At 60.6% G+C, this 15,127-nt stretch carries 14 protein-coding genes and 1 pseudogene; 5 read left to right on the top strand and 10 right to left on the bottom strand.

What is annotated here, in order from left to right:
* Positions 1-38: 38 nt before the first annotated feature.
* Positions 39-323 (bottom strand): annotated as a pseudogene (locus ACIP1X_RS24785) (FAD-dependent oxidoreductase); the annotation flags it as partial.
* Between the two features lie 156 nt (positions 324-479).
* On the opposite strand from ACIP1X_RS24785, the gene ACIP1X_RS24790 reads away from it, so the two are divergent.
* Positions 480-968, top strand: a complete 489-nt coding sequence (locus ACIP1X_RS24790) for an Lrp/AsnC ligand binding domain-containing protein (RefSeq protein WP_003177284.1) — start codon at positions 480-482, stop codon at positions 966-968.
* A 110-nt stretch (positions 969-1,078) separates the two neighbouring features.
* Here ACIP1X_RS24790 and ACIP1X_RS24795 read toward each other — a convergent pair whose 3' ends face one another.
* A complete protein-coding gene (locus ACIP1X_RS24795) occupies positions 1,079-1,432 on the bottom strand; it encodes a YkgJ family cysteine cluster protein (RefSeq protein WP_400755581.1) in 354 nt (117 codons plus the stop codon).
* Between the two features lie 147 nt (positions 1,433-1,579).
* On the opposite strand from ACIP1X_RS24795, the gene ACIP1X_RS24800 reads away from it, so the two are divergent.
* A complete protein-coding gene (locus ACIP1X_RS24800; protein WP_400755582.1) occupies positions 1,580-2,890 on the top strand; it encodes an NAD(P)/FAD-dependent oxidoreductase in 1,311 nt (436 codons plus the stop codon).
* Between the two features lie 130 nt (positions 2,891-3,020).
* On the opposite strand, the gene ACIP1X_RS24805 is transcribed toward ACIP1X_RS24800, so the two are convergent.
* Positions 3,021-3,266 carry a DUF1127 domain-containing protein gene (locus tag ACIP1X_RS24805; protein WP_400755583.1) on the bottom strand — a complete coding sequence of 82 codons (246 nt, stop codon included), beginning with the start codon at positions 3,264-3,266 and terminating at the stop codon, positions 3,021-3,023.
* 179 nt (positions 3,267-3,445) lie between these two features.
* Here ACIP1X_RS24805 and ACIP1X_RS24810 point away from each other — a divergent pair, with 179 nt between their 5' ends.
* Positions 3,446-4,879, top strand: a complete 1,434-nt coding sequence (locus ACIP1X_RS24810; protein WP_212550364.1) for a PLP-dependent aminotransferase family protein — start codon at positions 3,446-3,448, stop codon at positions 4,877-4,879.
* Here the strand turns inward: ACIP1X_RS24810 and ACIP1X_RS24815 are convergent.
* The 4 genes from ACIP1X_RS24815 to ACIP1X_RS24830 all read right to left on the bottom strand — a co-directional run bounded on the left by ACIP1X_RS24815 (position 4,866) and on the right by ACIP1X_RS24830 (position 9,321).
* Positions 4,866-5,369, bottom strand: a complete 504-nt coding sequence (locus tag ACIP1X_RS24815) for a hypothetical protein (protein WP_400755584.1) — start codon at positions 5,367-5,369, stop codon at positions 4,866-4,868. The genes ACIP1X_RS24810 and ACIP1X_RS24815 overlap by 14 nt on opposite strands.
* Positions 5,370-5,383: 14 nt before the next feature.
* Entirely contained in the window at positions 5,384-7,777 is a 2,394-nt protein-coding gene (locus ACIP1X_RS24820; RefSeq protein WP_400755585.1) for a fimbria/pilus outer membrane usher protein, read from the bottom strand.
* Positions 7,774-8,490 (bottom strand): fimbria/pilus chaperone family protein, encoded by a 717-nt coding sequence (locus tag ACIP1X_RS24825; protein WP_400755586.1) that lies wholly within the window; start codon positions 8,488-8,490, stop codon positions 7,774-7,776. Before ACIP1X_RS24825 ends, ACIP1X_RS24820 begins: the two co-directional genes overlap by 4 nt.
* Before the next feature lie 159 nt (positions 8,491-8,649).
* Entirely contained in the window at positions 8,650-9,321 is a 672-nt protein-coding gene (locus ACIP1X_RS24830) for a DUF1120 domain-containing protein (RefSeq protein ID WP_400755587.1), read from the bottom strand.
* A 356-nt stretch (positions 9,322-9,677) separates the two neighbouring features.
* Between ACIP1X_RS24830 and ACIP1X_RS24835 the strand changes: the two genes are divergently transcribed.
* On the top strand, positions 9,678-11,240 hold the full coding sequence (locus ACIP1X_RS24835) for a phospholipase D family protein (RefSeq protein ID WP_212546224.1): 1,563 nt from the start codon (positions 9,678-9,680) through the stop codon (positions 11,238-11,240).
* A gap of 189 nt (positions 11,241-11,429) precedes the next feature.
* Here ACIP1X_RS24835 and ACIP1X_RS24840 read toward each other — a convergent pair whose 3' ends face one another.
* Both ACIP1X_RS24840 and ACIP1X_RS24845 read right to left on the bottom strand, forming a co-directional pair.
* A complete protein-coding gene (locus tag ACIP1X_RS24840) occupies positions 11,430-12,575 on the bottom strand; it encodes an MFS transporter (RefSeq protein ID WP_400755588.1) in 1,146 nt (381 codons plus the stop codon).
* Positions 12,576-12,768: 193 nt separating this feature from the next.
* Entirely contained in the window at positions 12,769-14,262 is a 1,494-nt protein-coding gene (locus ACIP1X_RS24845) for an aldehyde dehydrogenase (protein ID WP_016985821.1), read from the bottom strand.
* Positions 14,263-14,502: 240 nt separating this feature from the next.
* Between ACIP1X_RS24845 and ACIP1X_RS24850 the strand changes: the two genes are divergently transcribed.
* Entirely contained in the window at positions 14,503-14,865 is a 363-nt protein-coding gene (locus ACIP1X_RS24850; protein ID WP_150649022.1) for a cupin domain-containing protein, read from the top strand.
* A 181-nt stretch (positions 14,866-15,046) separates the two neighbouring features.
* Here the strand turns inward: ACIP1X_RS24850 and rpmG are convergent.
* Positions 15,047-15,127 (bottom strand): 50S ribosomal protein L33 (gene rpmG, locus ACIP1X_RS24855; protein WP_400755589.1); only part of this gene is annotated, 81 nt, incomplete at its 5' end.

Below are 15,127 nucleotides of genomic sequence, written 5' to 3' on the forward strand. Positions count from 1 at the left end.
ATGCGCTCCTTGGTCACCGCGTAACTGTTGGCGGTTCAGTTGCGCAGCATCTGCGCCATCCACAGGTACTGGTCGATGTCGGCGGTGGCTTTGATCGCGAGAGGGGCGTGGCGTTGCAGCAGCCACTTGATCGCTTTGAGCGGTACGCCCGGCGCGGCCCACGGCGAGGCGTAGCCCGGCGAGACCTGGCCGGCGTTGGCGAAACTGGTCTCCATGGCCGCAGCCGGCTGCCGGTCGACCACCACTACTTCGAACCCGGCACGGGCCAGATAGTAAGCACTGGCGGTACCGATGACGCCGCTACCCAAGACCATTACGCGCATTTTTGTATCCCTCATCGCGGCGGGGCCGCGTACGTCTGTTGTTAGAGCAATGATGCGCGCAGTGTAAAAAAGAAATGCCAGTGCTTTTCACTATATAAGCGCCTATATTTGGCGACAATTCTCGGCAAAAACCCTTTTCACGGAGGCGCATCCCCTATGCGTACCAACACTCAGACCAAACGTGAGCTGGACAAGATCGACCGCAACATCTTGCGGATCCTGCAGGCGGACGGGCGGATTTCCTTTACCGAACTGGGCGAAAAGGTCGGGCTCTCGACCACGCCGTGCACCGAGCGCGTGCGGCGTCTGGAGCGCGAAGGGATCATCATGGGCTACAACGCCCGGCTCAATCCGCAGCACTTGAAGGGTAGCTTGCTGGTGTTCGTCGAGATCAGCCTCGACTACAAATCCGGCGACACGTTCGAGGAGTTCCGCCGCGCGGTGCTGAAGTTGCCGCACGTGCTGGAATGCCATTTGGTGTCAGGGGATTTCGACTATCTGGTGAAGGCGCGGATTTCCGAGATGGCCTCGTACCGCAAGCTGCTGGGCGACATTCTGCTGAAGCTGCCGCATGTGCGGGAGTCGAAGAGTTATATCGTGATGGAAGAGGTTAAGGAGAGCTTGAGCCTGCCTATCCCGGATTGAAGATCGGTGGCGCTCCATTCGCGAGCAGGCTCGCTCCCACAGGGGAATGCATTCCAAATGTGGGAGCGAGCCTGCTCGCGAAGGTGTCGACTGGGTTCAGAGTGAACCCGTTAGACCAACACCTGCCGATTCGCCGCCATGTACTCGAATATCTGCTTCTCCACCCGTGGATGAATCAGCTCCACCGGCCGCCGCTCATTCGGGCAAGGCAAAGTCTTGGTCGTGCCAAACAACCGGCAAATCAACGGCCGCTCTTCATACACCGTGCAGCCATTCGGCCCCAGGTGCACGCAGTTCAGCTCTTCCATCGCGGCATCCTGCTCGGCGCGGGTCTTGCGCGGCAGACGGGCCATTTCTTCCGGCGAGGTGGTCACCGGCCCACAGCAATCGTGGCAGCCGGGCACGCACTCGAACAAGGGAATCTGCTGGCGCAAGGTGCGGACTGTCTGGCTGTTGCAGCTCATCGAACGGTAACCAAGGTGAAATAGGCGGCAATTGTGCCGCAAAAGCCGTGATCCAGACACCGCAGGCCGACCAGTGTTGCCCCCGTTCGGGCGTGCGGCTTATGCTCCGTCAAATTTTCTCGACACCCCCGCCTCAGGATGACGCCCATGACCGCCCGCGCCCACACCTCCGCGAGCCAACCTCACGTTGCCTCTTACTACGCCGCCAGCAGCTTGCCGCAGCCGGATCATCCGCTGCTGCAAGGCGACGTGGTGGCCGACGTCTGCGTGGTCGGCGGCGGTTTTTCCGGGTTGAACACGGCGCTGGAACTGGCCGAACGCGGGCTCAGTGTGGTGTTGCTGGAAGCGCACAAGATCGGCTGGGGCGCCAGCGGTCGTAACGGCGGGCAGTTGATTCGCGGCGTCGGCCACGGTCTCGATCAATTCGCCAACGTCGTCGGCAGCGACGGCGTGCGCGAAATGAAACTGATGGGCCTGGAAGCGGTGGAAATCGTCCGCCAGCGCGTCGAGCGTTTTCAGATCGCCTGCGACCTGACCTGGGGCTACTGCGACCTCGCCAACAAACCGTCCGACCTCGAAGGCTTTGCCGAAGACGCCGAAGAGTTGCGCAGCCTCGGCTATCGCTACGAAACCCGTTTGCTGCAAGCCAACGAGATGCACACGGTGGTCGGCTCCAAGCGCTATGTCGGTGGTTTGATCGACATGGGTTCAGGGCATCTGCATCCACTCAACCTGGCGTTGGGCGAAGCAGCGGCGGCGCAGCAATTGGGTGTGAAACTGTTTGAACACTCGACAGTGACCCGTATCGATTACGGCCCGGAAGTCAAAGTCCACACCGCCCAAGGTTCGGTGCGGGCGAAGACGCTGGTGCTCGGTTGCAACGCTTATCTGAATGATCTGAATCCGCAACTCAGCGGCAAGGTTCTGCCCGCCGGCAGCTACATCATTGCCACTGAACCGTTGAGCGAAGAGCAGGCGCACAAACTGCTGCCGCAGAACATGGCGGTCTGTGATCAGCGAGTGGCGCTGGATTACTACCGACTCTCGGCGGATCGTCGCTTGCTGTTCGGCGGTGCCTGCCATTATTCGGGGCGTGATCCGAAAGACATCGCGGCGTATATGCAGCCGAAGATGCTCGAAGTGTTCCCGCAACTGGCGGGCGTGAAGATTGATTATCAGTGGGGCGGGATGATCGGCATCGGCGCCAACCGTCTGCCGCAGATTGGCCGGCTCAATGACCAGCCAAACGTGTATTACGCCCAGGCCTATTCCGGACACGGGGTGAATGCCACGCACCTGGCGGGCAAGTTGTTGGCTGAGGCGATCAGCGGGCAGCACGGCGGTGGCTTTGATCTGTTTGCCAAGGTGCCGCACATCACCTTCCCGGGTGGCAAGCATTTGCGCTCGCCGTTGTTGGCGTTGGGGATGTTGTGGCATCGCCTCAAAGAGTTGGTCTGATGGTTTTGCGGGGTGCTTGATCGTTCCCACGCTCTGCGTGGGAATGCATCCAGTGACGCTCTGCGTCACAGCGGACGCAGAGCGTCCGGGGCGGCGTTCCCACGCAGAGCGTGGGAACGATCGGTGTCGTTCAGATCCGCCAGAATGGTTTCAACCCCTCCTCCTGCGCCTGCTCACGCGTCAACCCGATGTCCTTGAGCTGGTCCGCCGTCAACGCCAGCAACGCCCTGCGCGTGTGCAGGCGATGCCACATCAGACCCCAGCGGCTCAGGCCGGACGGTGCGTTACGCATGATCTCATTGCGCGCACGATCCTTCTGCCCTGCCTCCAGTTCCTGACTGTGTAACGTCAGCCGCACATCGCTCAAGCCGTTCATTTTTGTCGCTCCTGTTTACTTGGGTAGCCAGAGATTCCATGATGCGCGGGCGGGCAAAACCATTACAGATTCAAAGCGACTGTATTAACTCCATACAGATTTACCGCTTTGCAGACTGAATTGACGATTTTTCTCGCATCTGTACTGGTCTTCCGAATCACCTGCACCGAGGCAGCGCCATGACCCTCTACGTAAACCTCGCCGAATTGCTCGGCACGCGCATCGAACAAGGCTTCTATCGCCCCGGCGACCGCTTGCCGTCGGTGCGCGCCTTGAGCGTTGAGCACGGGGTCAGCCTGAGCACGGTGCAGCAGGCCTATCGCATGCTCGAAGACAGCGGACTGGCCACGCCGAAGCCCAAGTCTGGCTACTTTGTGCCGGTCGGTCGCGAGTTGCCGGAGCTGCCTGCCGTGGGCCGTCCGGCGCAGCGGCCAGTGGAAATTTCGCAGTGGGATCAGGTGCTGGAATTGATTCGCGCGGTACCGCGCAAGGACGTCGTGCAACTCGGTCGCGGCATGCCCGACATCAGCACGCCAACGATGAAACCGTTGTTGCGCGGCCTCGCCCGGATCAGCCGTCGCCAAGACATGCCCGGTCTGTATTACGACAACATCCACGGCACCCTCGAACTGCGTGAACAGATCGCCCGGTTAATGCTCGATTCCGGCTGCCAGTTGAGCGCCAGCGATCTGGTCGTGACCACCGGTTGCCACGAAGCTTTGTCCACCAGCATTCACGCGATCTGCGAGCCGGGCGACATCGTCGCGGTGGATTCGCCAAGCTTCCACGGCGCCATGCAGACCCTCAAAGGTCTGGGCATGAAAGCCTTGGAAATCCCCACCGACCCACTCACCGGCATCAGCCTCGAAGCGCTGGAACTGGCGCTCGAACAATGGCCGATCAAAGCCATTCAGCTCACCCCGAACTGCAACAACCCGCTCGGCTACATCATGCCGGAGTCGCGCAAACGCGCGCTGCTCACCCTCGCCCAACGCTTTGACGTGGCGATCATCGAAGACGACGTCTATGGCGAACTGGCCTACACCTACCCGCGTCCGCGCACGATCAAATCCTTCGACGAAGACGGTCGCGTGCTGCTCTGCAGTTCGTTTTCCAAGACGCTGGCGCCGGGGCTGCGCATCGGTTGGGTCGCGCCGGGGCGATACCTCGAGCGCGTGCTGCACATGAAATACATCAGCACCGGATCGACCGCGCCACAGCCGCAGATCGCCATCGCCGAATTTCTCAAATCCGGCCATTTCGAACCGCATTTGCGGCGGATGCGCACGCAATACCAGCGCAATCGCGACGTGATGATCGATTGGGTGACGCGCTATTTCCCCGCCGGCACTCGCGCCAGCCGTCCACAGGGCAGCTTCATGTTGTGGGTGGAATTGCCGGAAGGTTTCGACACGCTAAAACTGAATCGTGCGCTGCTTGATCAAGGCGTACAGATTGCTGTTGGCAGCATCTTTTCCGCCTCGGGCAAGTACCGTAATTGCCTGCGTATGAACTACGCGGCCAAGCCGACAGCGCTGATTGAAGAGGCGGTGCGCAAGGTCGGTGCGGCGGCGATCAAACTGCTTGCCGAGTCCGAGCTCAGTCCAGTCTGAACACGCCTTCGCCGTCCAGTCGGGTCAGATCCGCGACCCGGCTGGCCTCGTTGCTGATTTGCCCCTCAACCTCGAACTCGACATCCATCCGCTTGCCGCTTGCCAACAGCGGCAGAAGGCGTTCGCCGGGGCGCAACACGTCGCTCTCCCCCGCCGCTTTCTGTGTGGCGACACCGTCGACTCGCACCGCCATCACTTTGAGCCGCAACGTGCCAATGCCGAAGCGATAACGCTCGGCGTCAGCCCCCGGCGCATCGAAGCGCAATGTCAGCGGTGACGCCTGCTCGCAGACAACCTGCACTTGCACCCGGCGACTGCCAAAACTCAGTTCATTGGCACCGGCACTTTGCTGCAACAACGCGCCCCGGTCGGTCAGGCCAAAATCAAACGCAGGCGGACTGACTCGCACCTCGCATGCTTGGCCCTGCGCCCACGCCGCCGTGCAGCACAGCCAGAGCATTGCCACGCTCGAAACGTTGAAAACAGTCATCGGATAATTCCTCATCACTCGTCACTGCAACGCGCGGACGCAGATTCGTAAAGCTCATCGGGATCGGCTTCTTCAGCCAGTTCGAAGGTCAGATGACAGCGCGAGCCATCGGCCTTTTGCACATGCAGCGCAGCGTCCGCCTGAATGTCGGAAAGAAAAATCCGTCCGTCATCGAGCACGCTGGTGACGTAGCGGCCCTGCTCATCAAACACGCCAAAACCCTTGCCGACGACTTGATCATCGGCCGTGTGTGCGTGCAGCAAGACGCGCCGGGACGTGACCATGAGAAACTCCAGCCGCTGCACCGAACCGCGCGCCGCTGCGATCTCGCGGTAGCCGTTGAGCACGTCGACATTGCGCGCCAGGCTCGCGGTGTCGATCTCCACCCGCGTGTTGCGATAGGCCGGCACGCTGGCTACCACCGCGCGCCCGGCAGCGTCCGTCCACACCGGCCCGTAAGGCGTGCGCAACTTGACCCCGGCGGCATCCCCGGCCTTGAGCAGGGCAAAGGTCTCGCGCACGGTGTAGGGCGATAAGGTCAGGCCTTCGCTGTGCAACGCGACGCCGCCGCGCGCGCCGAAGTCGTAACCGGTCGAACCGGAGCCGCGCTGCGAATAACCCAGATCAACCTGGGTGTAACGCGGCAGCAGGTTGAGCCGGCCACTGACATCCGCCTCGCCGTTTTCCGGGCGCTCGACCGTGGCGCTGTAGGCCACGGCGTCGTTGATCTGCTGATTCAGACGCAAGCCGCTGCGGGTGCCGCTGAGGTCGTCCTTGCGGACAAAACTGCTCAGCGCGCCGCTGCGACCCATCGGCACGCTGACCGTCAGATAGGTCGCAAAACCACGGCTGTCATGCGCCGAACCGCCCATGTCACGCTCAAGACTCAACGACACGCTGGTGCGCTGAAACATCCGTGACCACGAGGCGCTGAGGCGCGAACTGGTGTCGTCTTCAAAATCGGTGAAGCGTGAAAATCCACCGGAAAATGATCCCAGCAATAGGCTCGCGCCGCTGAGTCCAAGGGTCATCTGGTTGCGAATGCGTTGATCCGGTTGATCGGTGTCGCGATTCCACGTGGTATCGGACAACGTGCGAAAACCCTGCACCTGTTGGGTGACCGACAGGTTCGCCGAAACGCGCTCGGTCAGCGCCGTGCTCAGGCTGAACTGGAACTGCGCGCCCAACTTATCTTCACGACGGGCGCGGGACACCACCTGTCGTAGTCCCAGCGCTGTGCGCGGCAACAACGGAATTTGCAGCGCCATCCCGGCCGATTGATAGTCACTGCCGAGCATCGCGCCCGCCGTCAGTTGCTCGCCGGCGGCCAAACGCCAATCCTTGCTCGCCGCGACGAAATCAGGCGCGTCGCGATCATCGCGGGCATAGCGACGAACACGTCCCGCCGTCACCGCGAAACCCGGCTGGCGGCCCGGCGCCAAACCACCAAGGCTGTCGCCGGGAACGATAAAACTGCGTTGCTGGCCATCCTCTTCGTACACGGTGACTTCCAGATCCAGGCTCTGGCTGAGCAGCGGCAACCCCACCAGCGAAAACGGCCCCGGCGGCACCAGCGTGGTGTAGATCAGCGCGCCGTTCTGCCGAACCTCGACCCGGGCAGCGGAATAAGCGATGCCCTCGACGTGGGCGCCTTCACTGTCCGCTTCCAGCTCCCCCAACGCGGCTTCAGGCTGCAATTGCACACCGGTGAAAGCCTCGCCGGCAAACAATGGCGAGGCCATGTTGAGCTGACCGAGTTGCAGGTTGGTTTGCAGCGACTCGAAGGTGCGCGAAGCGTAGGCATACAGATGCTCGGTCTGGCTGCTGCCCTCGAACGCCGCGTAAGACTGACGGCTGCGCAGCGCCCAGTCGTTGATGTTCAAACCCAGCTCGGTGTTGAGGCTGCGGTAGTGTGTGGTCTGGCCAACGTACTCGTTACCCAGCACCAGCGCGTCGTAGTTGAACAGCGCGGCGCTACCACCGTGCGCGTAGTTGCGACGCGCCGCAGCCGTCGGCGCCACGAGCCCGGTGGGCAGCAGCAGTTCGATCTGTTCCTTGCCCGGATCAAGCCGCGCGATCACGCCGTCGAAGCTGTCGACGAAGCGTTTGCACTCCAGGCTCGGCAACGCCTCTACGCGCATGTTTGCCTGTTCGAGCAACGTCTCGGTGGTGCACAACTCGCCCTGCTCGTCGAACGTCGCCAGCACTCGTCCTTTCGGCACACCGTTGACGCTGAGCAGCAGCGAATGCGTGCCCTGCTGAAAGCGCGGCGCGTCCTGAAAGTATTCCGCCAGTTGCAGATCGAGCCCACGGGCGCGCAAGACGTTCGGGTCGAAGGTGACCGATTCGGCCAAGCTGTTCGCCGACGACAACAGGCTGAGCAGCGCAAGGCTGTGACGGTAATTCATTCACCGGCCACCAGCGGCGCATCGAAATTGCCGGCAGCGAAACCGTACATCGTCGCCGGGTACAGACGCACTTGAGTCGCCGTCGCGGGCAGCGGCGATGCGGACGTCAGACGCAGTTTTTCGCCGGGCAAAATGTAGCTGCGGCCCAGATCCACCGGGGCCTCGCCGGGCAGCAGATTGACGGTATTGGCCAGCCGCACCACGTAAGGGCTGGGATTGCTGACCTGCAGTTGGGTGTCCTGCACTGACCACTTCAGCAGCGTCCACGGCTGGCGTTCGATGGGCAGGTTTTTCGGGCGCAGAATCGCGGGAATGTTCTGCTTTACGGTCAGGCTGACCCGCGCGTTGCTGCCCTTTTCCAGCGGCTGAATGCCTTCGAAAATCACCCGTTTCAGGCGCTCGGTTTGCAGCGGCTCAGCGCTGCGCAGAATGAATCGCACCAGTTGCGTGCCACCGCTTTCCACCCGAGCTACTGGCGGGGTCAGCAGCAACAGCAGCTCGGTGTCTTCAGGAACATTTTCAATGCGGGTGTGCAACAGCGCCGGGTTGGGTTCGGTGTTGGTGACGTTGATACTGGCCTCGCCGGCGGACTCTTCGAGAATCAGGATCGGGGTTTGCGGCACCATACCGGCGGCGTCCGCCACGGATGTTGCGCTGGATAGAAGCAGCGCCGCCAACAGGGCGGTGGTTGAAAAACGTTGAATCGCAGGCATGACTATTCCCTGGCACCTCGTCGCGACAATGCCGACGAGAGGGCCATCCTTGAAAACGCATTCGTGGAAAGGTGCACCCGAGGCGCAGATAACGACGCACCGCAAGAACTGCGGTGCGTGTTCGTTCAAAAATCGAAGGTGTTCACGGCACGCTTGATCTCAGAGGTAAACCAGTTCAAACGTCGCGGAACCGTCGAGGGTGATGTCAGAGCCGGTGGGCAGCGCACTGGCAGCGCGGACAACCGGCACCAGTGTCATTGGCAGGGTGTGCTTTATCCCGTTGATTGGGCCTTCAGCCACGCTGCGCCCCCAGGAATAATGAATGTAACCTCCGTCAGAGGCATTTTTGGCAACCAGTGTTGATGACGGCTCCACCCAGCTCGGACCTCCGATGCCGCCGCCCTGCTGATACATGAGCGACATCGCCGAGGCGTCCACCGTCGGCGTTCCGTGGCGCAGACCATAACCACCAATCTTGACACCGCTGGCAGCGCCCATCCCGTAGATGTACATCTTCTCTGCACGACCGTCGATGGTGATGCCATCCAGTTGCGTCGACGCCTGATTGTCATGCACCCTCACCGCCACCGGCACCCGGCCGTTGCAGTTCATGCTCAACGTAATGTTTTTCAATCCCAGCTCTGTTTGTACATCGGCGTTCAGATCCGCCGCCGAAATCTTGCCCAGATCGACAACGCTGCCGCCGGCAAAACTTGGCGTGCACGCCGTAGGAATAATCGTGCCGCTAACCGTGAGGCTGGCACTTTCTGCGAGGGCAAGAGCAGGCAACAACGAAGCCACCACCGTGGCGCTGATGAAAAGCTTTTTCATGAGAAATTCTCGTTCCGTAAGAATTAAAAGGACGACAGCAAGTAGCGCTTTGTCTGGCGTGAAATAGCGAAATTTCCTGCCTGACAACGCCCGGCCATTATTGCGATTTGCCCCCACTTCCGATGTAAGACGAAGTTACAAAGCACCCAAAGAAAATTCGCCTGAGGCCGTAGCTGACAGGAGTAGGAGAAATGCCCTACTTCAAAAATTCTCTTTTCCTGCCCGTCGGCCATTGCCTACACAGCGCTCAAACCGGGCGGTTCCCCACGGCAGATTTTTCCTGAATCAAACGCCGCCGATGACGGTCATAACCCGTGCCATACTCCGATCCCTACTCACACGCGGAATGATCCGACTTGCGATCCAGCCCTCTCCTGCTTCTGATCTTCGTGTTGTCGCTCGCCGGCTGCGCCAGTGTCGATGTGCAACGCGAGCCCAGCCAGGCCTTGCCGGCCAGCAGTTCGGCGTTTGGCCGTTCGATTCAGGCTCAGGCCGCGCCGTATGAAGGCCGCTCCGGCTTCCGCCTGCTGTCCAACAGCACCGAATCCTTCACTGCCCGCGCCGAGCTGATCCGCCACGCGCAGGTCAGCCTCGATTTGCAGTACTACATCGTCCATGACGGCGTCAGCACACGAATGCTCGTCGAGGAACTGCTCAAGGCCGCCGACCGTGGCGTGCGCGTACGCATCCTGCTCGACGACACCACCAGCGACGGTCTCGACCAGATCATCGCCACGCTGGCGGCGCATCCGCAGATCCAGATTCGTCTGTTCAATCCGCTGCACCTAGGCCGCAGTACCGGCGTGACCCGCGCGGCCGGGCGCCTGTTCAACCTGTCGCTGCAGCACCGGCGCATGCATAACAAATTGTGGCTGGCGGACAACAGCGCGGCCATCGTCGGCGGGCGCAATCTGGGCGACGAGTATTTCGATGCCGAGCCGAACCTGAATTTCACCGACATCGACATGCTCAGCATGGGGCCGGTGGCCGAGCAGCTCGGGCACAGTTTCGATCAGTACTGGAACAGCGCGCTGAGCAAGCCGATCGATGAATTTCTCTCCAGCAAACCGTCCGCCAAGGACTTGCAGAACACCCGCACGCGCCTGGAAGAATCGCTGGAAGAAACCCGCCAACAGAATCACGCGCTGTATCAGCAGTTGATGACCTTCACCACCGAGCCGCGCATGGACATCTGGCGCAACGAACTGATCTGGGCGTGGAATCAGGCGCTGTGGGACGCGCCGAGCAAGGTACTGGCCAAGGATGAGCCGGATCCGCACTTGCTGCTGACCACGCAACTGGCGCCGGAACTGAAAAACGTCAGCAAAGAGCTGATCATGATTTCGGCTTACTTTGTGCCGGGGCAACCGGGGCTGGTTTATCTGACCGGTCGCGCCGATGCAGGTGTTTCCGTGAGCCTGCTGACCAACTCACTGGAAGCCACCGACGTGCCGGCGGTGCATGGCGGTTATGCGCCGTATCGCAAGGCGCTGCTGGAACACGGTGTGAAACTGTATGAACTGCGCCGCCAGCCTGGGGATAACGATGGCAGCGGCCCGCATGTGTTTTACAGCAAGTCGTTCCGCGGCTCGGACTCGAGTTTGCACAGCAAGGCGATGATTTTTGACCGGCAGAAATCGTTTATCGGCTCGTTCAACTTTGATCCGCGCTCGGTGTTGTGGAATACCGAGGTCGGGGTGTTGGTGGACAGTCCGGAGTTGGCTGAGCATGTGCGTGAGTTGGCGTTACAGGGTATGGCGCCGGCGTTGAGTTATCAGGCGAAATTGCAGGATGGGAACATCGTCTGGGTCACTGAAGACAATGGCCAGATGCATACGCTGACCAAGGAACCGGGGAGCTGGTGGCGACGGTTTAATGCGTGGTTCAGCACCAGCGTCGGCCTGGAACGCATGTTGTAATCAAACAGAGAACTCTGCTCTAGAGGGCTTTTGTGGCGAGGGGATTTATCCCCGTTGGGCTGCGAAGCAGCCCCAAAACCTGCAATCGCGGTGTATCAGATACACCGCGTGCGATGGTTTTACGACTGCTGCGCAGCCGAGCGGGGATAAATCCCCTCGCCACAGGTAATCAGCGCTTCAAACTCCTCGTCACGCAGGTTCGGTCACCGGGCCGAATGCCCCTTGGCGCAACAGCAAAATCACCAACCCAAACGCCCCGATCGCCATCAACAGCGGCAACGCATGACCGTTGATCCATTGGCTCCCTGCACCCGCCGCCAATGGCCCGATCAGACACCCGACGCCCCACAGCTGCGCGATATGCGCATTCGCCCGCACCAGCGCATCGTCGCGATAACGCTCGCCAATCAAGATCAGCGACAGCGTAAACAACCCGCCAGCACTGGCACCAAACAGCACCCACAGCGGCCAAATCAGCAGCGTATCGAGCAACAGCGGAATTGCCAGACTCGACAACATCAACACCACCGCGCAACCCGCGAACAGCGTGCGCCGCGACAGGTAATCGGCCAATGCGCCAATCGGCAGTTGCAACAGCGCATCACCGACCACCACGGTGCTGACCATCGCCAAAGCGATCTCGGCGGTGAAGCCTTGTTGCAGGCAATACACCGGCAGCAGCGTCAGGATCATCGCTTCGAACGCGGCAAACAATGACACCGCCCAGGCAATCGCCGGCAGATCGCGAGCAAAGCTCCACAAATCGCGGAACGTCACGCTGCTCGCTTCACTGCTTGGCGCACCGCTGCGACCCAACAACAGCAACGGCGAAACCAGCAGCAAGCCGACGCCGACCCAGAACCCGTAATCGTCTTCAGTGCCGAGCGCGCCCAGCAGCAACGGGCCAGACAACTGGCTCAACGCATAACTGCTGCCATACAGCGCCACCAAGCGACCGCGCCAGTTCTCGACCACCAGTTGATTGATCCAGCTTTCGCCGAGGATGAACACGATGGTCAGGATCACGCCGATCATCAGCCGCAGCACCAACCAGATCGGATAGCTCGGCAGCAGCGCCAGCAAGCCGATCGACAACGCGCCCGCCCACAGGCACAGGCGCATCAGGTTCGCCGTGCCGAAGCGCGCCGCCAGATGACTGGAAATCTTCGCGCCGAGCAACACGCCAATCGCCGGCATCGCCGCCATCACACCGATGGCGAAGGAACCGTAGCCCCAGCCCTCCAGACGCAACGACACCAGCGGCATGCTGACCCCCAGGGCCAGGCCGACACTCAAGACAGACGCCAACACGGCGAAATACGTCGCCCAACGCATGTTCCACGCTCCTGTGGATAATTATTTTTTGAGGTCACATCAAACAAATGTGGGAGCGAGCCTGCTCGCGAAAACGGTTTCACATTCAGCACATAGGCTGACTGTTACACCGCTTTCGCGAGCAGGCTCGCTCCCACAGGGGATCTGCTTCGTCTGGAGGATCTGTTCTCGCGACCAGATCCTCGCTAACGGCTTACAGCTTGATCCACGTCGCCTTCAGCTCGGTGTATTTGTCGAACGCGTGCAGCGATTTATCACGGCCATTGCCCGACTGCTTGAAGCCACCAAACGGTGCAGTCATGTCGCCGCCGTCGTATTGGTTGACCCACACGCTACCGGCGCGCAGCGCTTTGGCGGTCAGGTGAGCCTTGGAGATGTCTTGCGTCCACACCGCAGCGGCCAGGCCATACGGCGTGTCGTTGGCGATCTGGATGGCTTCTTCAGCGGTATCAAAAGCGATAACCGACAGCACTGGCCCGAAGATTTCTTCCTGAGCGATCTTCATCGCGTTGCTCACGCCGTCGAAAATCGTTGGCTCAACGTAAGTGCCGCCGGTTTCCTGAAGAATGCGCTTGCCGCCGGCGACCAGTTTGGCGCCATCGGTGTGACCGGATTCGATGTACGACAGCACGGTGTTCATCTGCTGCGTGTCGACCAGCGCACCAACGTTGGTGGCCGGATCCAGCGGGTTGCCCGGCTTCCAGGTTTTCAGTGCCTCGATCACCATCGGCAGGAATGTGTCCTTGATCGAACGCTCGACCAGCAGACGCGAACCGGCGGTGCAGACTTCGCCCTGGTTGAAGGCGATGGCGCTGGCAGCGGACTCAGCTGCAGCTTGCAGATCCGGCGCATCGGCAAAGACGATGTTCGGGCTCTTGCCGCCGGCTTCGAGCCAGACGCGTTTCATGTTCGATTCGCCGGAGTAGATCATCAGTTGCTTGGCGATCTTGGTCGAACCGGTGAACACCAGCGTGTCGACATCGTTGTGCAGGGCCAGCGCCTTGCCGACGGTGTGACCGTAGCCCGGCAGCACGTTGAGCACGCCTTTCGGAATACCGGCTTCAACGGCCAGCGCGGCGATGCGGATGGCGGTCAGCGGGGATTTTTCCGATGGCTTGAGGATCACCGAGTTACCGGTCGACAGCGCCGGGCCGAGTTTCCAGCAGGCCATCATCAGCGGGAAGTTCCACGGCACGATGGCGCCGACCACACCGACTGGCTCGCGGGTTACCAGACCGAGCTGATCGTGCGGCGTCGCTGCCACTTCGTCGTAAATCTTGTCGATCGCTTCACCGCTCCAGCTCAGCGCTTGCGCCGCGCCCGGAACGTCGATGTACAGCGAATCGCTGATCGGCTTGCCCATGTCGAGGGTTTCGAGCAGGGCCAGTTCTTCGGCGTGCTGCTTGAGCAGGCCGGCGAAACGGATCATGGTGGCTTTGCGTTTGGTCGGCGCCAGGCGCGACCACACGCCGGAATTGAAGGTGGCGCGGGCGTTTTCCACGGCGCGCTGCGCGTCGGCGGCGTCACAGCTGGCAATCTTGCCGAGCAGACGGCCATCGACCGGACTGATGCACTCGAAGGTCTCGCCGGAGACGGCGTCGGTGTATTCGCCATTAAGATAAGCGCGGCCTTCGATTTTCAGGTCGCGGGCGCGTTGTTCCCAGTCGGCACGAGTCAGGGTGGTCATTTCGAGTGTCCTCCGCTTGTTGAATACGAGCGCCGCGCGATCTTCGCCAGCGTCCTCAAGAATTCTGCCCGGCCAGCCGGTTATTTCGGCCAGAGGCACCCGCCACCCTAAACCAGCGGCCGGGGTTGTTTCAATATATTTGACATAAGGTGGCCATACGGCCTTGCGGTGTTGATTTTAATCAACATAGACTTTGGCCCTTTCCAGCCAATCGCGCCGTATTCACAGGGGATAACAACAATGAACATCCAGAACGTCGTCGACATCAGCCTGACCAGCAGCGAAGCCGAACGTTATCGCCCGGATCCGGCGAAAGTGCTCAAGGGTGATCCTGAACAAGCTGTGTTCCATCAGTACGACAGTCCGTGTGGGCAGATGGGCGTTGGCGTGTGGGAAGGTGCGGTTGGGCAGTGGACGGTGAATTACACCGAGCACGAATACTGCGAGATTTTGCAGGGTGTGTCGGTGCTGCGTGACAGCGATGGCAATGCCAAGACGTTGCGGGTTGGCGACCGATTTGTGATCCCGGCGGGGTTTCGTGGCACTTGGGAAGTGCTGGAGGCTTGCCGCAAGATTTATGTGATTTTCGAACAGAAGGCTTGATCCATACCCCTCCCCTGTAGGAGCTGCCGAAGGCTGCGATCTTTTGATCTTGATCCTTAAAAAAGATCAAAAGATCGCAGCCTTCGGCAGCTCCTACGCAGACAGCTTGCAAATATTCGAGGCAACAAAAAAGGCCCGTATCGTGAGATACGGGCCTTTTTTGTAAGTCGGGAAAAATCAATTACTTGATTTTGCCTTCCTTGTAGATCACGTGCTTGCGAACAACCGGATCATATTTCTTGATCTCGATTTTGTCCGGGGT

This window comes from Pseudomonas sp. NPDC088885, assembly GCF_044750025.1.
Lineage (GTDB): Bacteria > Pseudomonadota > Gammaproteobacteria > Pseudomonadales > Pseudomonadaceae > Aquipseudomonas > Aquipseudomonas rustica.